At 66.2% G+C, this 22,054-nt stretch carries 21 protein-coding genes; 9 read left to right on the top strand and 12 right to left on the bottom strand.

Features of this window, described 5'->3' with window-relative positions; genetic code table 11:
* Positions 1-91: 91 nt before the first annotated feature.
* Positions 92-742, top strand: a complete 651-nt coding sequence (locus tag AWC02_RS19590) for an HD domain-containing protein (RefSeq protein ID WP_085130771.1) — start codon at positions 92-94, stop codon at positions 740-742.
* 17 nt (positions 743-759) lie between these two features.
* On the top strand, positions 760-1,503 hold the full coding sequence (locus AWC02_RS19585) for a nitroreductase family protein (protein WP_085130364.1): 744 nt from the start codon (positions 760-762) through the stop codon (positions 1,501-1,503).
* Positions 1,504-1,534: 31 nt separating this feature from the next.
* Here the strand turns inward: AWC02_RS19585 and nrdF (AWC02_RS19580) are convergent, their stop codons facing one another.
* Positions 1,535-2,509 (bottom strand): class 1b ribonucleoside-diphosphate reductase subunit beta, encoded by a 975-nt coding sequence (nrdF, locus tag AWC02_RS19580; RefSeq protein ID WP_192830021.1) that lies wholly within the window; start codon positions 2,507-2,509, stop codon positions 1,535-1,537.
* Positions 2,510-2,599: 90 nt separating this feature from the next.
* Between nrdF (AWC02_RS19580) and AWC02_RS19575 the strand changes: the two genes are divergently transcribed.
* Entirely contained in the window at positions 2,600-4,126 is a 1,527-nt protein-coding gene (locus AWC02_RS19575) for a cellulase family glycosylhydrolase (RefSeq protein WP_165757941.1), read from the top strand.
* Positions 4,127-4,136: 10 nt separating this feature from the next.
* Here the strand turns inward: AWC02_RS19575 and AWC02_RS19570 are convergent, their stop codons facing one another.
* Complete coding sequence (locus AWC02_RS19570; RefSeq protein WP_085130360.1) at positions 4,137-4,874, bottom strand: TetR/AcrR family transcriptional regulator; 738 nt, start codon at positions 4,872-4,874, stop codon at positions 4,137-4,139.
* 65 nt (positions 4,875-4,939) lie between these two features.
* Between AWC02_RS19570 and AWC02_RS19565 the strand changes: the two genes are divergently transcribed.
* On the top strand, positions 4,940-6,121 hold the full coding sequence (locus tag AWC02_RS19565; protein WP_085130769.1) for an NAD(P)/FAD-dependent oxidoreductase: 1,182 nt from the start codon (positions 4,940-4,942) through the stop codon (positions 6,119-6,121).
* 168 nt (positions 6,122-6,289) lie between these two features.
* Positions 6,290-7,276, top strand: coding sequence for a class 1b ribonucleoside-diphosphate reductase subunit beta (gene nrdF, locus AWC02_RS19560; protein WP_419179301.1), 987 nt, complete (start codon positions 6,290-6,292; stop codon positions 7,274-7,276).
* Between the two features lie 10 nt (positions 7,277-7,286).
* Here the strand turns inward: nrdF (AWC02_RS19560) and AWC02_RS19555 are convergent, their stop codons facing one another.
* Positions 7,287-8,000 (bottom strand): LysR substrate-binding domain-containing protein, encoded by a 714-nt coding sequence (locus tag AWC02_RS19555; RefSeq protein WP_085130358.1) that lies wholly within the window; start codon positions 7,998-8,000, stop codon positions 7,287-7,289.
* Positions 8,001-8,084: 84 nt separating this feature from the next.
* Positions 8,085-8,894 carry a class I SAM-dependent methyltransferase gene (locus AWC02_RS19550; RefSeq protein WP_085130357.1) on the bottom strand — a complete coding sequence of 270 codons (810 nt, stop codon included), beginning with the start codon at positions 8,892-8,894 and terminating at the stop codon, positions 8,085-8,087.
* A gap of 153 nt (positions 8,895-9,047) precedes the next feature.
* Here AWC02_RS19550 and AWC02_RS19545 point away from each other — a divergent pair, with 153 nt between their 5' ends.
* The gene (locus AWC02_RS19545) at positions 9,048-9,722 is read left to right on the top strand and encodes a winged helix-turn-helix transcriptional regulator (RefSeq protein WP_085130355.1); all 675 of its coding nucleotides are present in this window, start codon (positions 9,048-9,050) and stop codon (positions 9,720-9,722) included.
* A 16-nt stretch (positions 9,723-9,738) separates the two neighbouring features.
* Here AWC02_RS19545 and AWC02_RS19540 read toward each other — a convergent pair whose 3' ends face one another.
* The 4 genes from AWC02_RS19540 to AWC02_RS19525 all read right to left on the bottom strand — a co-directional run bounded on the left by AWC02_RS19540 (position 9,739) and on the right by AWC02_RS19525 (position 13,152).
* On the bottom strand, positions 9,739-10,122 hold the full coding sequence (locus AWC02_RS19540; protein WP_085130353.1) for a VOC family protein: 384 nt from the start codon (positions 10,120-10,122) through the stop codon (positions 9,739-9,741).
* Positions 10,123-10,258: 136 nt separating this feature from the next.
* Complete coding sequence (gene nrdE / locus AWC02_RS19535) at positions 10,259-12,430, bottom strand: class 1b ribonucleoside-diphosphate reductase subunit alpha (protein WP_085130352.1); 2,172 nt, start codon at positions 12,428-12,430, stop codon at positions 10,259-10,261.
* Positions 12,397-12,855: a class Ib ribonucleoside-diphosphate reductase assembly flavoprotein NrdI gene (gene nrdI, locus AWC02_RS19530; protein WP_085130351.1), complete on the bottom strand. Its 459-nt coding sequence runs from the start codon at positions 12,853-12,855 to the stop codon at positions 12,397-12,399. Before nrdI ends, nrdE begins: the two co-directional genes overlap by 34 nt.
* Before the next feature lie 57 nt (positions 12,856-12,912).
* Positions 12,913-13,152 (bottom strand): redoxin NrdH, encoded by a 240-nt coding sequence (locus AWC02_RS19525; RefSeq protein ID WP_085130350.1) that lies wholly within the window; start codon positions 13,150-13,152, stop codon positions 12,913-12,915.
* Between the two features lie 402 nt (positions 13,153-13,554).
* Between AWC02_RS19525 and AWC02_RS19520 the strand changes: the two genes are divergently transcribed.
* Complete coding sequence (locus tag AWC02_RS19520) at positions 13,555-14,730, top strand: AAA family ATPase (protein WP_085130349.1); 1,176 nt, start codon at positions 13,555-13,557, stop codon at positions 14,728-14,730.
* Between the two features lie 25 nt (positions 14,731-14,755).
* On the opposite strand, the gene AWC02_RS19515 is transcribed toward AWC02_RS19520, so the two are convergent.
* Together AWC02_RS19515 and AWC02_RS19510 are read right to left on the bottom strand one after the other, a co-directional pair.
* The gene (locus tag AWC02_RS19515) at positions 14,756-15,631 is read right to left on the bottom strand and encodes an SDR family oxidoreductase (RefSeq protein ID WP_085130348.1); all 876 of its coding nucleotides are present in this window, start codon (positions 15,629-15,631) and stop codon (positions 14,756-14,758) included.
* Between the two features lie 80 nt (positions 15,632-15,711).
* Positions 15,712-16,314: a TetR/AcrR family transcriptional regulator gene (locus AWC02_RS19510; RefSeq protein WP_237160556.1), complete on the bottom strand. Its 603-nt coding sequence runs from the start codon at positions 16,312-16,314 to the stop codon at positions 15,712-15,714.
* 165 nt (positions 16,315-16,479) lie between these two features.
* Between AWC02_RS19510 and AWC02_RS19505 the strand changes: the two genes are divergently transcribed.
* Together AWC02_RS19505 and AWC02_RS19500 are read left to right on the top strand one after the other, a co-directional pair.
* The gene (locus AWC02_RS19505; protein WP_085130346.1) at positions 16,480-17,955 is read left to right on the top strand and encodes a cytochrome P450; all 1,476 of its coding nucleotides are present in this window, start codon (positions 16,480-16,482) and stop codon (positions 17,953-17,955) included.
* A 162-nt stretch (positions 17,956-18,117) separates the two neighbouring features.
* Positions 18,118-19,596 (top strand): cytochrome P450, encoded by a 1,479-nt coding sequence (locus AWC02_RS19500; RefSeq protein ID WP_085130345.1) that lies wholly within the window; start codon positions 18,118-18,120, stop codon positions 19,594-19,596.
* 31 nt (positions 19,597-19,627) lie between these two features.
* Here the strand turns inward: AWC02_RS19500 and AWC02_RS19495 are convergent, their stop codons facing one another.
* Both AWC02_RS19495 and poxB read right to left on the bottom strand, forming a co-directional pair.
* Positions 19,628-20,095 (bottom strand): 2-isopropylmalate synthase, encoded by a 468-nt coding sequence (locus tag AWC02_RS19495; protein WP_085130344.1) that lies wholly within the window; start codon positions 20,093-20,095, stop codon positions 19,628-19,630.
* A gap of 186 nt (positions 20,096-20,281) precedes the next feature.
* The gene (poxB, locus tag AWC02_RS19490) at positions 20,282-22,018 is read right to left on the bottom strand and encodes a ubiquinone-dependent pyruvate dehydrogenase (protein WP_085130343.1); all 1,737 of its coding nucleotides are present in this window, start codon (positions 22,016-22,018) and stop codon (positions 20,282-20,284) included.
* Between the last annotated feature and the right edge of the window lie 36 nt (positions 22,019-22,054).

Raw genomic sequence — 22,054 nt, 5'->3', positions numbered from 1 at the left:
CGATCTGAGGTTTCGACGGCGCAAATGCCATACGCCGGCGGGCAGCGCCGGGCGCAGGATGGTCGCCAGTCGAGCAGCCAAGGAGCCGGACATGGCCATTCGGGGGATCGAAAGCATCGCGGACATCGTTGTGCCCGACACGCCGTTGGCACGCGAGGCCACCGAGTTGATTCGCAGCGCCGAAGACGACGTGCTTTTTCACCACTCGCGGCGCGTGTTCCTGTTCGGCGCGCTGCACGGTCGCCGGCTGGGCACCCACGTCGATCTGGAGCTGCTCTACGTGGCGGCGATGTTCCACGATCTCGGACTGACGACGCACTATCGGAGTTCGGCGCAGCGCTTCGAATTGGACGGTGCCGACGCCGCGCGGCAGTTCCTGTTGGAACGGGGCGCCGATCGCGCCGCAGCCGACAAGGTGTGGCTCGGCATAGCCCTGCACACCACGCCGGGGATCACCGCGCGTCTGGACGCCGAAACCCGTTTGCTGGCAGCCGGTGTCACCACCGATGTGGTCGGAGTGGGCCGCTCCGACCTCGCCGCGGCCGACATCGATGCGGTGGTGGCCGCTCATCCGCGCCCGGACTTCAAACGCCGCATTCTGCGGGCTTTCAACGACGGCATGAAGCATCGCCCCGAGACCACCTTCGGGACGATGAACGCCGACGTTCTGGCGCACTTCGACGCCGCCTTCCAGCGCAGCGACCTGGTCGAGCGAATCCGCAACAGCCAATGGCCCGAGTAGCAGACAGGAGCAGGCACATGGATATTCACGAGGCGCTCTACACGACCCGAATGATGCGGCGGTTGCGGCCCGATCCGATCCCCCTGGACACCCAGGCCCGCATCCTCGACGCGGCCGTGCGCGCTCCCAACGGCGGCAACACTCAGCGGTGGCATTTCCTGGCCGTCGACGATCCCGGGGTCAAGCGCGAGCTGGGGCCCCTGTTCCGCCAGGGCCGCGCACTCGAATACCAGAAGTTCGCGGCCGGCGCGGGCCCGATGGCAGCACCGGGCCCCGGCGGCGATCTGCACCGGCATGCCGAGACGATGCGCCGAATGAAAAGCTCGGGTGACTATCTTGCCGAGAACTTCGAGGAAGTCCCGCTGCTGCTGTTCGTCTTCGCCATCGACGACCTCGGCGGGGCGAACATCTACCCGGCGATCTGGAGCGCACTGCTGGCCGCCCGCGCTGAAGGCGTCGGCGGTGTGATGACCATGGTGCTCCGCAATGTCGCGGACCAGGTCAACGAACTACTGGGTGTTCCCGCGGCCGAGGGCTGGACGATGGCGGCCATGCTGGCGCTCGGGTATCCCCGCGGCAACTGGGGCGTCGCCGCCAATCGCCGTCCGGTGCAGGAGGTTTCGTCCCGCAACCGCTGGGGCGCTGCCTTCGGGGTGCAGGTACCCCGGCCGCTGTGGCCGCATGACTACCTGGCTCCCGGTCTGGGCACGCCAGCGGCGGCTGCGCCGGCGATCGCCGACGGGACGGCCTGCCGGGTGTGAGACCCGGCCCGCCGGCCGTCGGTGAAAACCGTCAGAAGTCCCAGTCGTCGTCTTCGGTGATGACGGCCTTGCCGATCACGTACGACGAACCCGACCCGGAGAAGAAGTCGTGGTTCTCGTCGCCGTTGGGGCTCAGCGCCGACAGGATCGCGGGGTTGACGTCGGTCTCGTCACGCGGGAACAACGCCTCGTAACCCAGGTTCATCAGCGCCTTATTGGCGTTGTAGCGCAAGAACTTCTTGACGTCCTCAGTCAGGCCCACCCCATCGTAGAGATCCTGGGTGTACTCGACCTCGTTGTCGTAGAGCTCGAAGAGCAGCTCGTAGGTGTAGTCCTTGAGCTCTTGGCGCTTCGCCTCGTCAACCAGGGCCAGGCCGCGCTGGTACTTGTACCCGATGAAGTAGCCGTGCACGGCCTCATCGCGGATGATCAGCCGGATCACGTCGGCGGTGTTGGTCAGCTTGCCCCGGCTCGACCAGTACATCGGCAGGTAGAAGCCGGAGTAGAACAAGAAGCTCTCCAGCAGGGTGGAGGCCACCTTGCGCTTGAGCGGCTCGTCACCGCGGTAGTACTGCATCACGATGGAGGCTTTGCGCTGCAGGTTGACGTTCTCCTCCGACCAGCGGAACGCCTCGTCGATCTCGCTGGTCGAGCACAGCGTGGAGAAGATTTGGCTGTAGCTCTTGGCGTGCACCGACTCCATGAACGCGATGTTGGTGTAGACCGCCTGCTCGTGGGGGGTCAGCGCGTCGGGGATCAGGCTGACCGCGCCGACGGTGCCCTGGATGGTGTCCAGCAGCGTCAGGCCGGTGAAGACCCGCATGGTGAGCTGCTTCTCCTGATCGGTGAGAGTCCCCCACGACGGCAAGTCATTGGAGACCGGCACCTTTTCCGGCAGCCAGAAGTTGCCGGTCAAACGGTCCCAGACCTCGAGGTCCTTCTCGTCTTGCACACGGTTCCAGTTGATCGCCGAAGTGCGGTCGATCAGCTTCACTTGTTCGCCCACCAGAACCCCATTTCACCTACGCCAAAGCTAGACCTTCGACACTACCGCTGGGGGGCGACATCAGACGCCAACACAAGTTCTTGTGTTGGCGTGTCGCTTCTACGACACGCCGCCGATGGCCCGCCGCCCCCCGGACGCACCGAGGTTACCGCCCGCTTGGCCGGAAATATCGCGGGCATCGGCGATACGCTCGCCCTCACCATCAATGTCGAGGCGGTTCCCTTGTTGATACCCCGACGCCGCATCCCGGCGGCACTGGCCGCGGCCCTTCTGGCCGTCTCAACCCTGACCGGGGCCGCCGGCGTTCAGCCGTCCCATCCCGTCGCCACCTCGCCGATCACAGCTCCATCAGTGATCCGCCTCGAGACGATCACCCTCGTCAACGCCGATACCAGCGACGTCGCGACTCAGGTCTTCGGAGTGGCGGACTCCAACCTGTACACCCTGAGCCCGTCCGAGCTCGTCGCCCAGCTCAGCGAGATCCGGGACCTCGGAGTCACCGACTTGCGCCTGGGTGTGCCGTGGATCTACATCCAACCCACGGTCGCCACCTATGACTGGGCCCAGATGGACAACGTGATCAACACGGCGCATGGCATGGGATTCGGCATCACCGCCGCCATCACCGGGAATCCCACCTGGAACGGCTTACCGCTGGCAGGGGCACCGGACCCGACGGCATACGCCGCGTTCGCCGCCGAGGTCGCCCAACGCTATGGCAATGAGATCGCGGCTTATGAGATCTGGAACGAACCGAATGGCGTGATCTTCTACGCCCCAGTCAGCGCCGAGACATACACCACCGTGCTCCAAGCCGCCTATACCGCGATCAAAGCGGTGGATCCCGACGCCACCGTACTGGCGGGCGCGTTGGGCGCGACTACCACCATTGCCGGGGTCAGCGTCAGTCCCCAAGAGTTCCTCGAGCAGATGTATGCCAGTGGGGCGCAGGGCTATTTCGACGCAGTGAGCTATCACCCGTATCACTACACGCTGCCGTTCTCGGCCGGTCTGGGCCTGACCAACTCACCCTGGGAGCAGGTCCATGCACTCAACGCCATCATGGCCGCCAACGGTGACGGCGACCTGAAGATCTGGGCCACCGAGTACGGCAATCCCACCACCCCGGTCTTCGGTGTGAGCGAGACCGTACAGGCCAGTTTCCTCGAAGACTTCCTGGTCGCCTGGTCCAAGCTCTCGTTCTCCGGGCCGGCCTTCATCTACAGCGGCCAGGACGTGGCCACCGGAATGCTCAACCACGAGGCGAATTTCGGTCTGTTCACCGACGACGGCACCCCCAAGTCGGCTGCCGAGGTGTTGGCCGGCCTGATCGCGGCCAAGGACAACGGCGCCCTGCCCGACTACAGCGCGCCGCTGCTACCCGAAGCCGAGGAGGCGTACATACAGCTGGCCTCGATCGCCGCCGGCCTGATCAATCAGGCCCTGATCATCCCCAACGCGATCGTCGCGGCCCTCTACGAAGTGTTGCCGGAGCCCTTGCAACAGGTGTTCACCGCGGTGTCAGACTTCATCACGGCGGCCACGACCGAATTCCTGGAGGCCACCAAACCGCTGGCCCTGGACGCCATAAGCGTGTTGCTGGACCTCGGGTTCTAACGTCGCAGCCTCAGGCGGGTTGCTCCTTTGAGGCCACCGCGCGAATCGGCTGATCCGGGTCCATCTCGATGCCGAGATTCTGGGCGGTGCCGCTGACGACACTGATCATGATCGTCGTCAGGTAGTCCACGAACGTGTCGCGGGGCATCCGCCGCGGGCTGTCCAGCTCCGGCCCCAGCCACCAGTCGGTAGCCGAGGTCGCCGTGCCGAAGGCCGCGAACGCGGCCAGTTCCATGGCGCCACGGTTGAGGTCCAGGTCCGCCAGTTCGTTACTGAACATCTCGGCCATCGCCAAAGTGATGGTCCGCCCTTCGTTGAGGGCCCGAACCCGTGACTCGGACTGCGCCCGCGCCCGGCCCTGGATGAAGAACCGCAGCACATTGGGGTGATCGTCGACCAGGGTCACGTACTCTTCGACGCTGCGCCGGACGACGTCACGCAACGAATTGGTGGCGACATCGATGGAGGCGAAGATCGCCGCCCACAGGTCATCGCGCAGCCGCGCGCCGACCGCCTCGAACAGATCGTCCTTGTCGGCGAAATGCCGGTAGATCTTGGGCTTGGCGGTACCGGCTTCCGCGGCGATCTCCCGCACACTCACCTCGGGCCCAAGCCGGTCGATGGAGCGGAAGGCGGCGTCGACGATCTCTCTGCGCACCTTCTTGCGGTGTTCGCGCCAACGCTCACTGCGCGCGTCCACCTTCGGCCCACCATTTTCGGCAGCCGTGGTTTTAGTCGTTCCGCGCACGTCAAGCACCTTACAGCGTCGTCGCCGTGACCTGGGGAGACCGGCCGTCGGCTACCATCGCCGCTGTGGTGCAGCGATTCGACCTTGCAGTTGTCGGCGGGGGTCCAGCAGGGTCAGCGGCGGCCTGGCAGGCAAGGCAGGCCGGCGCGAGTGTCGTCGTCGTGGACAAGGCCGAGTTCCCGCGGGACAAGCCGTGCGGTGACGGCCTGACCGCGCGGGCGGTCAGCTACCTGCAGAAAATGGGACTGGCCGAGCAGGTGGCGAAATTTCACCGCGTCAACCGGGTGAAGGTCTTCAGCCCCAGCGAATGGGAGCTGTCGTTTCCGCGCCGGCCCGGAATGCCCGACCACGGCCATGTCGCGCGTCGCCCGGAACTGGACACGTTGCTGCTCAAACACGCCGAGTCCGCCGGCGCAGTGGTACGGCAGTCCGCGGAGGCCACCGGCCCGGTCCTCGACGACACGGGCCGCGTGACCGGCGTGCTGCTCAAGGGCGGGGAGAAGATCCTGGCGGACGCGGTGATCGCCGCCGACGGCGCCTACTCTCCGATCAAGCGGGCACTCAAGCTGGACTCGGCCTACAACGGCTACTCCGCGATCGCGATCCGGGCGGAGATGCCCGCCGTGCGGCCGGACGTCGATTCACTCGACATCTATCTGAAGCTGGTCTTCCAGGGCGACCAGTTGCCCGGCTACGGGTGGGTCTTCCCGCTGGGCGACGGCCGGGTCAACATCGGTTTGGGCTATGTCAACAGCTACAAGAACTGGCAGGCCATCAACGCCACCAATTTCCTGGGCGAGTTCCTCGAAACGCTGCCGCGAGAATGGGAATTGCCGTCGATCACCGAGCTCAAGCAGTCCAAGACCGTCCGGGCCTGGCGACTGCCGATGGGCTTCACCGCGTGGCCCCCGTGGCGCCCCGGAGTGCTGTTCGCCGGGGACTCACTGGGGGCTGGCCGACCGACCTCGGGGGCCGGCATCTCCAAGGCGCTGGAATCGGGACTGGCCGCCGGTGAGTGTGCAGTCGCTGCGCTGACCAACGGCGGACCCGACGACTTCACCAACTACGCCCAGCGGATGGAAGCCGCCTGGGGCCGGGAGTACCGGCGCGGCCGGTTCTTTCACAAGCTGGCCGGCAAGCCCCGGGTGGCCGAGGCCGGGCTCAAGTTGCTCGACAACGCGCGATTCCGCAATATGCTGCTCACCCGCCTCTACAAGGGCCAGGAGGGCCCGGCGCACACCTACTGAGAAGCACCGATCGCCCTGTCCTAATCCCCCGCCGCCCCGCGGCAATGCGGCCTCCCGAATCGGTGTATTCGGGCACACGAACTTGCGCTACGGTGTGAGCGCGCGACGCCCGAACCGAGGAGGATCCCCGATGCCCGTCTACGACAACCGGTTGTGGTCGCTGACCGACTGGACCGACGCCGGCGAGGGATAGCCGTGGCCGCCGACCCGATCGAAGCGATCAACTGGAACGACATCGCCGACCAGCGCGACCTGGATGTGTGGAACCGGCTGACAGCGAACTTCTGGCTGCCGGAGAAGGTTCCACTGTCCAACGACCTGCCCAGCTGGCACACCCTGACTCCCGAGCAACAGACCCTGACCATCCGGGTATTCACCGGCCTCACCCTGCTGGACACCATGCAGGGCACCGTCGGCTGCGTAGAGATGCTGGCCGACTCCACCACGCCGCACGAGGAGGCGGTTTACACCAACATGGCGTTCATGGAGTCGGTCCACGCCAAGAGCTACAGCTCGATCTTCTCCACCTTGTGCTCGACACCCGAGATCACCGCAGCCTTCGCCTGGTCACGCGAAAACGTGTTCCTGCAACGCAAGGCCCGCATCGTGCACGACTACTACCGGGGCGACGACCCGCTCAAGAAGAAGATCAGCTCGGTGATGCTGGAGTCGTTCATGTTCTACAGCGGCTTCTATCTGCCGCTGTACTGGGCGTCGCGATCGATTCTGACCAACACCGCCGACATCATCCGGCTCATCATCCGCGACGAGGCGGTGCACGGTTTCTACGTCGGCTACAAGTTCCAGCAGGGCATGCACACCGCGGACGCGCAGCGCCGCACCGAGCTGGCGGACTTCGCCTACTCGATGCTCACCGACCTCTACGACAACGAGATCGACTACGCGCGAGACCTTTACGACCCGCTCGGCATGACAGAGCCGGTCTTGCCGTACATGCGCTACAACGCCAACAAGGCGCTGTCCAACCTCGGCCTGGACCCCCTGTTCCCCGCCGATGACTGCCGGGTGCCGGCCGAGATCATGTCCGCCCTGGACCCCGGAGCTGCCGAGAACCACGACTTCTTCTCCGGCTCCGGTAGCTCGTATGTCATCGGTGCACAGCAGCCCACCACCGACGACGACTGGGACTTCTGAAGCCGCAGCCTCAACGCCGACCGCGGCCGGCCCCGCCGGATTTGCGTGCGACCTTGCCGGCGGCGGCTCGGGCGGCCTGCTTGGCGAGGGTCTTCTGCCGCGCGGTGCGCTTGGGCTCCGGCGGCGCTGCGCCTCGTGACGAACCGGGCCGGCGGCCCCGCACAATGCCCACGAAGTCCTCGACGAGTGCCGACTGCGGGTCTTCGGGGAAAGCCAGCGCCACCGGGCACGTGGGCGCGCCGGCGATCGGCCGGTAGGTGAGGTCCTTACGGTGGTACAGCCGCGCCAGAGACTGCGGAACGATCAGGGATCCGATCCCTGCGGCCACCAATTCCATTGCCTCTTGGGTGGTTTCGGGACGGTAGTCGACGCGGTCTCCGGGCGCATCAGCCCAGGCGACCACGTCGTCGGCCGGTAACAGCATGGGCTCATCGCGCAGCTCTGCGGCGGTGATCGTGTCGTAGGCGCTCACCACGTGGTCGGTGGGCACCACCACCACGGTGGTCTCCTGGTAGAGCGGGATGACCGACAGCCCGGATACGTCGGCCGGTGGCCGCAGCAGCGCCACCTCGACGGTGCCCGCTCGCACCGCCGCGACCGCGTCGGCGGCGGCAACGGGGTGCAGCACCAGCGGGACTTCGGGATGACGCTGCGCCCAGATCCGAGCCCATTTCTGCGGCGTCCCGCCGGGGACATAGCCCAGGGTCAAGGAGAGCGGCGCCACCGCATCAGGCTACCGATAGGCCGACTTCATCAGCAGGCCCAACGCCGGAGTCCATGCGGCAAGCCGAGCAGGCCCGCGAGGTACTCAGCGCTTGCGCGCGGTCACCAGCAGGTACTCCCAGTCCATCGCACCGCCTTGCAGGAAGCGATCACCCAGTGCCGCGATGTCGACGTCGAGCGCCGCCACCCGATCCGGGTCCCCGGCGATGCCCTGGTAGGCCGCGATCGTGGGCCCGTAGTTGGCCTTGAAGTAGTCCCGGAACGCTGCGCCGTCGGCGAAGGCCCGCACCGGCAGACCGCTCCGCTCGGTGGCGACATCGATGACAGCATCACCGAACAGGGTGCGGACATACGGTTCGCTGCCCCACAACGGCGGTGCGGACACGCCCGGCGGCGGCGCCGGCACGTAGGGCTTCATGGTGGCGAACAGCTGGCCGATGAAGCCCTCCGGCGTCCAGCTGAGCACACCGATGCGCCCGCCCGGCCGGCACACTCGGATCATTTCGTCGGCCGACGACTGGTGGTGCGGCGCGAACATCACGCCGATGCACGACATCACCACGTCGAACTCGTCGTCGGCAAACGGCAGCGCCTCCGCGTTGGCCTCGCGCCAGTCCACCGTGACACCGTGTTCCGCGCCGCGGGCACGGCCCTGCCGCAACAGTTCCGGGCACAGATCGCTGGCCACCACGCTGGCTCCGGTGGCTGCGGCAGGGATCGCCGCATTCCCGGTTCCCGCTGCGACGTCGAGCACCCGGTGGTGCGGCGCGATGCCACAGGCATGGGCCAGTGCCGGCCCCAGCGGGGCCACCACCTGGCTGGCGATGGCCGCATAGTCGCCGAGCGCCCACAGCGCACGGTGCTTGGCCTCGATGTCGTTGATTACCGCGTTCATCCATTCTTCCTTTCGCCCTGGTCAACTCATGATCGAATCGGCCGCAGGCGATATCCAGTTCTGGTTCTGTAGCGGCCTCGGTACTGAATCTGTACTGGTCAGGCCGGTCCGCGAGACCTTAGATTGAGACAGCGATCCACGGAAGGTACGCAGATGTCGGGATACGGTCAGTTCTGTCCGATGGCCAAAGCCATGGAGTTGCTGGACGAACGCTGGACATTGCTGGTGGTCAGAGAGCTGTTGCTGGGCAGCGCCCACTTCAACGATCTGCGCCGCGGCGTGCCCAAGATGTCACCGGCCCTGCTGTCCAAGCGACTTAAGTCGCTTACCCGCGCCGGCGTCGTCGAACGCACCGAGATCGACGGCCGTGCAACGTATTCGCTGACCCCGTGCGGGCAGGATCTGGCTGGCGTGGTGAACGCGCTGACGGTGTGGGGAATGCGCTGGATCGGCGACGTCGGCGATGCCGACCTCGACCCCCATCTGTTGTTCTGGGACATCCGCCGCACCATCGAGATCGACGACTGGCCGAGGTCGCGCACCACGCTGGCATTCGTGCTCGACGGAGTGTCGGCCAAGGCGTCGCGGTGGTGGCTGGTGGTGTCCAATGGGCAGGCCGACGTGTGCGACTTCGACCCCGGTTACGAGGTGACCGCAACCGTGGACACCAGCCTTCGGGTCCTGACCCAGATCTGGCGCGGCGACGTCGACTGGTCGCACGCGATCCTCGAGGGCAGCGTCACCGTCTTCGGCCCGACCGAAATCCGGCGGGCTGTCCCGAAATGGCTGGGGCAGGGCCGAGGGACCCGGATCGCCACCCCGGCGTGAATGCGTTCTGTTCGGCTCAGGGCAGGCTGAGCTGCCAGGACACCCCGAACCGGTCGTTGACCCAGGCGAACGCAGACGAAAAGCCGTAGTCGCCAAGCGGCATCAGGGTGGCGCCGCCCTCCCCCAGCGCGGCCACCAGACGCTCCAGCTCAGCACGGTCGGCGACTTCCACGAACAGCGAACTCGACGGGGTGAAGTCAAAGCCGTGCTCGACAGCGCTGTCGCTGACCAGCACCCGCAGGCCGGCCAGGTCGAGCTCAGCGAGCATGATGCCGGTTGCCGGCTCGGGGTGCGGGGTCGAGGACACCAGCGAGGCACCCGGGATGACGGCCAGGTAGGTCTCGACCGCAGCGGCGGCGGTACCACCCTGGAACATCAGGAATGGTCTGATCCGGCTCATACCGCCCACCCTAGCCACGCCGTCCCGTCCGCTGCCGTCCGCTGCCGGCAAGGCGAACCGCCGGCTCTTGCCCCGCCGCCAAAAGAGAAGCAGGCCAGGGGGCTAGCCCCCTGGCCTGCAAACCGGTCCGCATGCCCTAGAGCATGCAGGACACGCAGCCCTCGACCTCGGTACCCTCCAGCGCCATCTGCCGCAGGCGGATGTAGTACAGCGTCTTGATTCCCTTGCGCCAGGCGTAGATCTGCGCCTTGTTCACGTCGCGGGTGGTCGCGGTGTCCTTGAAGAACAGCGTCAGGCTCAACCCCTGGTCCACGTGCTGGGTGGCCGCGGCGTAGGTGTCGATGATCTTCTCGTAGCCGATCTCGTAGGCGTCCTGGTAGTACTCCAGGTTGTCGTTGGTCATATACGGCGCCGGGTAGTAGACCCGGCCGATCTTGCCTTCCTTGCGGATCTCGATGCGCGCCACGATCGGGTGGATCGACGACGTCGAGTGGTTGATGTAGGAGATCGACCCGGTCGGCGGCACGGCCTGCAGGTTCTGGTTATAGATGCCGTGGGTTTGCACCGACTCTTTGAGCCGGCGCCAATCGTCCTGGTTGGGAATCCGGATCCCCGCGTCGGCGAACAGCTCACGCACCCGCGCCGTCTTGGGCTCCCACACCTGCTCGGTGTATTTGTCGAAGAACTCGCCGGAGGCGTACTTGGACTGTTCGAAGCCGACGAACGCCTTACCCCGTTCCAGCGCCAGCCGATTCGACGCGCGCAACGCGTGATACAGCACGGTGTAGAAGTAGATGTTGGTGAAGTCGATGCCCTCTTCGGAACCGTAGAAGATACGTTCCCGGGCCAGGTATCCGTGCAGGTTCATCTGCCCCAGCCCGATGGCGTGCGACTCGTTGTTGCCGTGCTCGATCGAGGGCACCGACCAGATGTGGGTCTGGTCCGACACCGCGGTCAGCGCCCGGATCGCGACCTCGATGGTCTGACCGAAGTCGGGCGAGTCCATCGCCTTGGCGATGTTGAGCGAGCCCAGGTTGCAGGAGATGTCCTTGCCCACCTTGGCATACGACAGGTCATCGTTGTACTGCGAGGCGGTGGAGACCTGCAGGATCTCCGAGCACAGGTTCGAGTGGGTGATCTTGCCGGCGATCGGGTTCGCCCGGTTCACCGTGTCCTCGAACATGACGTAGGGGTAGCCGGACTCGAACTGCAGCTCGGCCAGCGTCTGGAAGAACTCGCGCGCCTTGATCTTGGTCTTGCGGATCGCCGCGTTGTCCACCATCTCGTAGTACTTCTCGCTGACCGAGATGTCGGCGAACGGCACCCCGTAGAACTTTTCGACGTCGTAGGGCGAGAACAGGTACATGTCCTCGTTCTTCTTCGCCAGTTCGAAGGTGATGTCGGGGATCACCACGCCCAGGCTCAGCGTCTTGATCCGGATCTTCTCGTCGGCGTTCTCCCGCTTGGTGTCCAGGAAGCGATAGATGTCCGGGTGGTGGGCGTGCAGATACACCGCCCCGGCACCCTGACGGGCCCCGAGCTGGTTGGCGTAGGAGAACGAGTCCTCCAGCAGCTTCATGATCGGGATGACCCCGGAAGACTGGTTCTCGATGTTTTTGATCGGGGCGCCGTGCTCGCGAATGTTGGTCAGCAGCAGCGCCACTCCCCCGCCGCGCTTGGACAGCTGAAGGGCGGAGTTGATCGACCGGCCGATCGATTCCATGTTGTCTTCGATGCGCAGCAGAAAGCAGCTGACCGCCTCGCCGCGCTGCTTCTTGCCGGAGTTCAGGAAAGTCGGGGTGGCGGGCTGGAAGCGCCCGTCGATGATCTCGTCGACGAGTTGCTCGGCCAGCCTGGTGTCACCGGCGGCCAGCGTCAGCGCCACCATGCACACGCGGTCCTCGAAACGCTCCAGGTAGCGCTTGCCGTCGAAGGTCTTCAGCGTGTAGGAGGTGTAGTACTTGAACGCCCCGAGGAACGTCGGGAAGCGAAACTTCTTGGCGTACGCCCGGTCCAGCAGCGACTTGACGAAGTTGCGGGAGTACTGGTCGAGCACCTCGCGCTCGTAGTACTCCTTCTGGATCAGGTAGTCGAGCTTCTCGTCCTGATTGTGGAAGAACACCGTGTTCTGGTTGACGTGCTCCAGGAAGTACTGGCGGGCGGCCAGCACGTCCTTGTCGAACTGGATGTTGCCGTCGCTGTCGTACAGGTTGAGCATCGCGTTGAGCGCGTGGAAGTCCAGCTCGCCCACCGGAGCGCTGCGGGTGGTAGTGGTTACCTGCTCTGCAGTTGCAGCGGTAGGTGACATGCCTCGTCCTTCCAGAAGTCGTCCAAGCCCGCGCGGACGGCTTGGACGTCCTCGTCGGTTCCCATCAATTCGAATCGGTACAGGTACGGCACGGCGCACTTGCGGGCGATGACGTTGCCCGCGTAGCAGAATTCCGCACCGAAGTTGGTGTTGCCGGCCGCGATCACGCCGCGTATCAGCCGCCGGTTGTGTTCGTTGTTCAAAAACGCGATGACCTGCTTGGGCACGTAGCCGCCCTCATTGCCGTCGGGCTGCTGACGTCCACCGCCGTAGGTCGGCAGGACCAACACATAGGGGTGGTCCACCTCGATGCGTCCGTGCAGCGGGATTCGGATGGCCGGCAGGTGCAGCTTCTGCACAAAGCGGTGGGTGTTCTCCGACACCGAGGAGAAATACACCAGGCTGCATTGTGAATCCGCAGGCATGGCGACCCCCCTTCAGCTCTCAGTCAGACTCCACCCGCACCAGACCCGGCATCCGGGCTATGCGCTGAGCGCGGTCTGGGCCAGCGCCTTGATGCGGTCCGGACGGAAGCCCGACCAGTGCTCGCCACCGGCCACCACCACCGGGGCCTGCAGGTAGCCCAGCGCCATCACGTAGTCGCGGGCGTCGGAGTCCAGCGAGATGTCGACCTTCTCGTAGGCGAGGCCCTGGTTGTCCAACGCCTTGTACGTCGCGTTGCACTGCACGCAAGCGGGCTTGGTGTAGACGGTGATGCTCATGGGCGACAGGCTCCTCAGCGAATTGTCGACGACAAACGGATGACGGGTCAGGTACTACTCTCAGCGGGCCGCCAAGGCCTTGGACTTTCGGCTTCCGCCGCAGCTCGGGACACCGATTCGGTGCCTGGGGCCGCGGTCCGGACAGCCGTGCGATCCGGGGTCTGTCGGTGCTTGAAACACTACACCTAGTGGCTGCTTGTGAGAAGCAATACTAGATGTTCCGAACGACATTCTTGAAATTCGCTGGTTGTAAGCCTGCAGCGGCATGCGCCCCGGCGTGTCGAACATCACAAAACGGTCTTTGATCTCTCATGCCGACAGGTCTATCACCGCCCACCGACAACAACACCCGTCAGCAGCACCGCCTCCACCGGTCCAGCAAATGCCGGTAGTCTCCCAGCCATGCTGTCCACCGTCGCGGTACGCGGGTACCGCTCGCTTCGCGAGGTGGTCCTGCCGCTGCACCGGCTCACCGTCGTCACGGGGGCCAACGGCACCGGCAAATCGTCGCTCTACCGCTCGCTGCGGTTACTGGCCGATTGCGGCCGGGGCGAGGTGATCGGCTCCCTGGCCCGCGAGGGCGGCCTGGAGTCGGTGCTGTGGGCCGGTCCGGAGCAACTCGGCGAAGCGCGACGCAGCGGAGTCGAGCAGGGCACCCGCCGAACCCGGCCTGTCTCGTTGGAGCTGGGCTTTGCCTCCGACGACTTCGGCTACCTGGTCGATCTGGGTCTACCGCAGTCGGGCGCCGATTCGGCGTTCGCCCATGATCCGGAGATCAAGCGTGAGGTGGTCTTCGCCGGTCCGGTGCCACGGCGCGGCGCCACGTTGGTGAGCCGTACCCGGGCCTATGCCCACGCCAGCACCGACTCCGGTGACCAGGAACTCTCCCGGATCCTGCCCGCCTATCGCAGCGTGCTCGCCGAATTCGCCCACCCCGCCGCACATCCAGAGCTGGCCGCGGTCCGCGACCGCCTGCGGGATTGGCGCTTTTATGACGGCTTCCGGGTGGACGCCGGCGCGCCGGTGCGCCGGCCACAGGTGGGGACCCGCACCCCGGTCCTCGCCGGCGACGGCGTCGACCTGGCCGCGGCGGTGCAGACCATCATCGAATCCGGCGACGACGCCCTGGCCCGCGCGGTGGCGACGGCCTTCGACGGCGCGACACTCGCGGTGAGCTCGCACGACGGCCTGTTCGACCTGCAGCTGCGGCAACGGGGCATGCTGCGGCCGCTGCGGGCCGCGGAGCTCTCCGACGGCACCCTGCGCTTCCTGCTGTGGGCCGCCGCGCTGCTGAGTCCGCAGCCACCGTCGCTGATGGTGCTCAACGAGCCGGAGACCTCCCTGCATCCCGACCTGGTGGCACCGCTGACCGAGCTCATCCGGGCCGCAGCGGGACGAACCCAGGTCGTGGTGGTCACCCACGCGCGCACCATGCCTGAGCTGCTCGGGGCGGTGCCCGTAGCCGAGGCCGACCGCCACGACACCGCCGAGATCGAGGTGTACAAGGACTTCGGCGAGACGCGGGTCGCCGGGTTGGGCCTGCTCAACACCCCGGCGTGGGACTGGGGCAGCCGCTGAGGTTCCTGGGCGCAGGTTGCGCGGATCAGGAACCGGGCAGGGCCGGCCGCGACGGCCGCAGCGCCCGGCTGAACAGGGCGTTCGCCTGGCGCATGGCCACGCTGTAGGGCAGCCAGGCCAGCCGTTTGAAGGCATACAGCGCCCGGATGTCGCCGGAGGTGTAGACCAGGTAGCGATTGCGCGCCACCCCGGCCAGTATCTTGTCCGCCGCCTTCTCCGGTGACACGGCATGACCGGCAAAACGGCCCACCCACTTCTCCACGTGCGGGTCCTCGCGGTCCACGCCGGCGATCTCGACGGTGTTGACCAGCCCGGTCTTGACCGCGCCGGGAACCACCACCGACACCCCGATCTTGTGACGGGCCAGGTCAAAGCGCAGTACCTCCGACACTCCGCGCAGGCCGTACTTGCTGGCGGAATAGGCGGCGTGCCAGGGCAAGGCCACGATTCCGGCCGCTGAGGACACATTGACCAGATGGCCGCCGCGGCCGCCGGCGACCATCTGCGGCAAGAATGACTCGATGACGTGGATCGGGCCCATCAGGTTGATGTCGACCATCTTTCGCCACTGCTGGTGAGTCAACCGGTCGACGGTCCCCCACGCCGACACCCCGGCAATGTTCATCACGACGTCCATGGCGGGGTGCCGCGCATGGATGTCTTCGGCGAAGGCGGCGACAGCGTCGTAGTCGGCGACGTCGATCGCCCGGTGCTCGGGCACCAGCGCGCCCAGGGCCCGGGCGTCGGCGACGGTCTCCGCCAGGCCTTCGGCGTTGCGGTCGGTCAGGTACAGCTCCGCGCCGTACTCCGCCAGCCGCAGCGCGGTGGCCCGGCCGATCCCGCTCGCCGCGCCGGTGATGAAGCACCGCTTTCCCCGATAGTACTGCCCTAGGCGTGTCATGGTTGCAGACGATACCGGCGGTATCGCGCACGACTGCCCCGATCCCCCGGGGACACGGCGGCACGCTTGGGCGGCGGCGCCTAATCCTCGCGGCCGCCCCACAGGGCGTTGCGCCACAGTGCCTCGAGCACCTCCACCCCACGACCCACATCCCCGGAGGGACCCAGGAACGCGCTGTCGCCGGAGAGCATGTAGCCGGTGGTGGCCGCCAGGGTGCGCACCAGCGCCGGGATGTCGGTACTGATCGGATTCGCCGTCCCGGCGGCCATCTCGTCGGTGATCACCGCGACGACCTGGTCGATCACCGCGTCGATCTGGGCGTCGAGCAACTCGCGGATCTCGGCGTCGCTGTTGCGCGCGGTGTTGCACGCCGACATCACCGGGTCGTTGTGGGCATAGACCGCTGCCGCACTGCCCACCATGCGCCGCGCGAACTCCGCCGGTGACTCGTCAGCGCCCCGCGGCGCGAAGTAGTGCGTCAGTTCTTCGAGCTCATGGGTGGCCTCGGCCAGGATCTGCGCCAGTACCGCGTACTTGGAGTCGAAGTAGAAGTAGAACCCCGAGCGGGCCACCCCGGCCCGGTCGCTGATGGTGCTCACGGACAGTTCCGCGAAGGGCTTTTCCTCCAGCAGTTCCCGTACCGCCTGAACTATCGCCTGACGTTGCTTGTCGCCCCGCCGCATCGGCTGATCGTCGGAAGACCGCCCGCCCACGTCATCCTCAGTGTTCACCTTTGCACCTTGCATCACGCCGCACCGGATTCAAACTTGACAGGCGTCAATTTTAATCCAAGGATGGGGGCCAAGTGACGGTTACCACAATTCCGTCCGGGCTGTTAAGGAGCGTTTGTGACCACGATCAGCACGCCGCGTTACCTGCTGGACCAGGCTAAGCGTCGCTTCGTCCCCACAGTCAACACCATCCCCGGGATGGGGTTGCTGGAAAAGCGGCTGATGTCGGTCGACTGGCCGCAGAAGACGTTGGCGGCTCCGCCGGCGGGCAGCGGCCTCAAGCCCATCGTCGGCGACTCCGGTCTGCCGCTGCTGGGCCACATCGTCGAGATGTTCCGCCAGGGCCCGGACTTCCCGCTGCACCTGTACAACACGCGCGGACCGATCACCTTCGCCGACTCGCCCATCCTGCCGTCGATCGTCGCGCTGGGGCCTGACGCCACCCAGACCATCTTCACCAACAAGAACAAGGACTTTTCGCAGAAGGGCTGGCTCCCGGTGATCGGGCCGTTCTTCAACCGCGGCCTGATGATGCTGGAGTTCGACGAGCACATGGCGCACCGGCGGATCATGCAGTCCGCCTTCACCCGGCCCCGGCTGGCCAGCTACGTCGAGGACATCGACCGGGTGGCCTCGGCGATCGTGGCCGACTGGCCCACCGACGACAACCGCTTCCTGGTGTACCCGGCCATGAAGGAACTGACCCTCGACGTCGCGTCGGTGGTGTTCATGGGCCACGAGCCGGGCAGCGATCACCAGCTGGTCACCAAGGTCAACCGCGCCTTCGAGCAGACCACCCGGGCCGGCGGCGCGATCATCCGCACCGGGCTGCCGCCGTTCAAATGGTGGCAGGGTCTGCAGGGCCGCAAGCTGCTCGAGGAGTACTTCGTCGAGCGGGTCAAGGAGCGCCGTAACGCCGAGGGCACCGACATGCTGACGGTGCTCTGTCACACCGCGGATGAGGACGGCAACAGCTTCTCCGACGAAGACATCGTCAACCACATGATCTTCCTGATGATGGCTGCTCACGACACCACCACCTCGACCGTGACCACCATGATCTACCACCTGGCCGCCCACCAGGACTGGCAGGACCGGGCTCGGGACGAATCGGCGCGGCACGGCGACGCGCCGCTGGACATCGAGGCCCTGGAAAAGCTGGAGACCCTCGACCTGGTGATGGACGAGTCGCTGCGGCTGGTGACCCCGCTGCCGTTCAACATGCGCCAAACCGTGCGCGACACCGACCTGCTGGGCTACTACGTGCCGGCCGGCACCAACGTGGTCACCTGGCCCGGGATGAACCACTGGCTGCCCGAGCTCTACACCAACCCGCGGCAGTTCGACCCCGAGCGGTTCCTCGAGCCGCGCTCAGAGCACAAGAAGCACCGCTACGCCTGGGCCCCGTTCGGCGGCGGTGCCCACAAGTGCATCGGGATGGTGTTCGGCCGCCTCGAGATCAAGACGGTGCTGCACCGGTTGCTGCGCCAGTACCGGATCGAGCTGGCCCACCCGGGCTACCAGCCGCGCTGGGACTACGGCGGCATGCCCATCCCGATGGACGGGATGCCGATCGTGCTGCGCCGGCTCTAGCTCCCGCACCTGGCACATCAGCTCCTGACACGCCCGCGCCACGTGACACGGGACGTCGCGCATCGCCACGCTGCGATCAGCCTTGACAGTCGTCAACTTTGACCCAAAGATTGGCGAAAGTGACGGGCGCCACAGCCTGTCGGGCGCGTCAAAGGAGCGTCAGTGACGACGATCAGCACGCCGCAGTATCTGATCGACCAGGCCAAGCGCCGGTTCACGCCGTCGTTCAACAACTTCCCCGGCATGGGGGCGCTGGAAAAGCGGCTGTTGAATACGGAGTTCCCGGAGAAGAAGCTCGCCGAGCCTCCCCCGGGCAGTGGCCTCAAGCCGGTCGTCGGCGACGCCGGGCTGCCGATCTTGGGGCACATGGTTGAGTGGCTGCGCGGCGGCCCGGACTACCTCATGCGCCAGTACCACATTCACGGCCCAGTGTTGTTCGGTGACTCGCCCGTCTTGCCCACCGTCGCAGCGCTGGGACCCGATGCGGCACAGGTCATCTACTCCAACCGCAACAAGGACTATTCGCAAAAGGGATGGGTCCCGGTGATCGGGCCGTTCTTCAGGCGGGGGCTGATGCTGCTGGACTTCGAGGAACACCTGTTCCATCGGAGGATCATGCAGGAGGCATTCGTACGCCCCCGCCTCGTCAACTACGTCGAACAGATCGACCGGGTCGCCTCCAAGGTGATTGCCGACGATTGGGTCACCGATGACTCGCGCTTCCTGCTCCACCCAGCGATGAAGGAACTCACCCTCGACATCGCCGCGCTGGTGTTCATGGGGCACGAGCCGGGCACCGACCATGAGCTGGTCACGAAGGTCAACAAGGCCTTCACCACGACCACCCGCTCCGGCAACGCAGTGATCCGAACCAGCGTGCCGCCCTTCGCCTGGTGGCGTGGCCTCAGGGCCCGTGCCCTCCTGGAGGACTACTTCACCGCCCGGGTCCAGGAGCACCGCGGCAAAGAGGGCGACGACCTGCTCACGGCGCTGTGCTACGCCGAAGACGAGGCAGGCAACCGGTTCTCCGACACCGACATCGTCAACCACATGATTTTTTTGATGATGGCAGCCCACGACACGTCGACGTCGGCAGCGACCTCCATGGTCTATAACCTCGCCCGCAACCCGGAATGGCAGCAACGCTGCCGCGACGAATCGGATCGCCTGGGCGACGGACCACTCGACATCGAGTCTCTGGAGAAGCTGGAATCGCTGGATTTGGTGATGGACGAGTCGATCCGCCTGGTGACGCCGGTGCAGTGGGCTATGCGCCAGACCGTCCGCGACACCGAACTCCTGGGCTACTTCCTGCCTCAAGGCACCCATGTCATCGCCTACCCCGGGGTGAACCACCGTCTTCCTGAGTTGTGGACGGATCCAATGAAATTCGACCCAGACAGGTTCACCGAACCCCGTAGCGAGCACAAGCGGCACCGCTACGCGTTCAGTCCGTTCGGCGGCGGTGCGCACAAGTGCATCGGCATGACCTTCGGCCGCCTCGAAGTCAAGGCGATCCTGCACCGGTTGCTACGACGGTACCGGCTGGAGTTGCCGCGTCCCGGCTATGAGACACGCTGGGACTACAGCGGCATGCCCGTTCCGGCGGATGGGATGCCGATCGTCTTGCGCCGACTGTAGTTCCGGACGCGGCCCGCCACGCAGACGTCGTTCACGCTGCTGTCAACAGCCGATTGACGCACGTCACGACGGCCTCCACGGCCGAACGCCCGGCGTCGGGTGCGAAGCCCACCGCCCAGGCCGCCTCTCGGCCGTTGGAGCCGTGGATGAACGTCGCCGTATCGCTACCACAGCCGAGCTGGTGAAATCCGAGGATCTCCAAGGTGATTCCGCGCTCGTACAGCATCTCTGTGAGCGCGGCCAGCGGGCCGTGCGCCGCCGCGGTGCAGGTGCCGGTTCGGTCTCCCAGGGCGATCGTCGCCTGGTACGTGCGGCCCCGCAGCCCTAGCCGTGCCGCGGGCCGGTCGGCGTCCAGGCAGCGCCAGCGGCCCAGCCGCAGCGGCCCGGCGCAGCGGCCATAGGTCGCCACGAAACCGTCCCAGCTGAGCTGGGCGGCCGGATCCTGCAGCTCGCGCGGGAGCCGGGTCTGGAATTGGTCCGCAAAGGATGTGCTGGTCATGGTGCGGTCTTTTCTTCTCGGGAGAGGGACCGACGGGTAGTAGCTTCCGACCCACAGCGGGGGTCGGTCTTGGATCAGACCCCGCTGCGGGTGCCGGCTACTACGAGAAGATGACGCATGATCACACCAGGCTAGTGGCCGCTGCGACCGGTGTGCAAGAGATTTATGGCCGACGCCCGGATCGGCTCAGCTCAAGATGCGACGCGCCACGTTGGTGCTCACCAAATCCAGCAGTTCGTCGCCGCGACCGGCCAAAACGGTGCGGATCGCATAGAGCGAGAACCCTTTGGCCTGTTCGGCGGTGATGGCCGGGGGGATCGTCAGCTCCTGGCGGGCGGTCACCACGTCGACGACAGCCGGACCGTCGTAGGCGAAGGCGTCGGTCAGTGCCGCCTCGAGGTCGGCCGGCTGCTCCACCCGCCGCCCGAACATGCCCAGTGCCGCGGCGACGGCGCTGAAATCCGGATTGGTCAACTCTGTTCCGAAAGTGACGATGCCGGCGGCCTTCATCTCCAGCTCGACGAAGTTCAGCGACGAGTTGTTGAACACGATCACCTTGACCGGTAAGCGATTCTGCATCAGCGTGAGCAGCTCACCGAACCCCATCGCCAGTCCCCCATCGCCGGCCAACGCGACAACCTGACGCTGTTTGTCCACCGACTGGGCGCCGATCGCATGCGGTAGTGCGCACGCCATGGTGCCGTGGTTGAACGACCCGATGAGCCGTCGTGGCCCGTTCATGGTGAGGTAGCGCGCCGCCCACACCACCGGAGAGCCGACGTCGACGGTGAACACCGCGTCGTCGGCAGCCAGCCGATTGGCCACCGCCGCAACGTATTCCGGACGTATCGGGGTGCGGTCCCGATCGTTGGACGCCAGCGCGTCGAGCCGTCGGCGAGTCTTGCGGTAGTGCTTGAGCGATTTCTCCAGGTGAGCGGAATCGATCTTGGCCACCAGCAGCGGCCGTAACGCGTCCACGGTGTCGGCGACCCGGCCGCGTAACCCGAGGTCGATCGGAGTGCGCCGGCCGAGGTTGCGGCCACGGATATCGACTTGGATGATCTGCGCGCGGTCGGGATAGAACTGCTGGTAGGGGAAGTCGGTGCCGAGCATCAGCAGCACATCGGCTTCCCGGATCGCCTTGTAGCCGGAGGCGAATCCGAGCAGCCCGGTCATGCCGACGTCATAGGGATTGTCGTATTCGATGTACTCCTTGCCGCGCAGGGCGTGCACTATCGGTGCCTGTAGCGTGCGCGCCAGCTCGATCACCTGGTCGTGGGCGCCGGCCACCCCGGCGCCGGCCAGGATGGTCACGTTGCCGGCCGCGTTGAGCATCGCGGCGGCTGCTCGCAGCGCCTGCTCGTCGGGGTGGCACACCGACGCGGTGGGCAGCACCGGGCGCACTCCCCAGGCGGTCGGGTCGAGCCGGTGGCCGAGGATCTCGCCCGGTACCACCACGACGGCGACGTCGTTCTCCTCGACCGCGGCACGCATCGCCAGTTCCAGGATGCGCGGCGCCTGCTGGGGGCCGCCGATCAGCTCGCAGTAGACGCTGCATTCCCGAAACAGGTCCTGCGGGTGGGTTTCCTGGAAGTAGTCGGAGCCGATCTCGGCCAGCGGGATGTGAGCGGCGATCGCCAGCACCGGCACCCTGCTGCGATGAGCGTCGAACAGGCCGTTGATCAGGTGCAGGTTGCCGGGCCCGCAACTGCCGGCGCACACCGACAGCCGACCGCGAAGCGCCGCCTCCGCGGCTGCGGCCAAAGCAGCGGACTCCTCGTGGCGCACCTGTTCCCAGGCGACGTCGCCGGCCCGGCGGATCGCGTCGGTCAGCCCGTTGAGGCTGTCGCCGGGAATCCCGAAGATGCGTTGCACCCCGCTGCGGTGGAGCGTGGCGACGACATGGTCTGCGACGGTTGCCATGTCCGTCCTCCTCAAGCGAGGCTGCAACGGTGTGCG

Origin of the sequence: Mycolicibacter engbaekii (assembly GCF_002101585.1) — a bacterium.
GTDB classification, from domain to species: Bacteria; Actinomycetota; Actinomycetes; order Mycobacteriales; family Mycobacteriaceae; genus Mycobacterium; species Mycobacterium engbaekii.
This window is presented reverse-complemented; position numbering and strand designations above follow the sequence as displayed.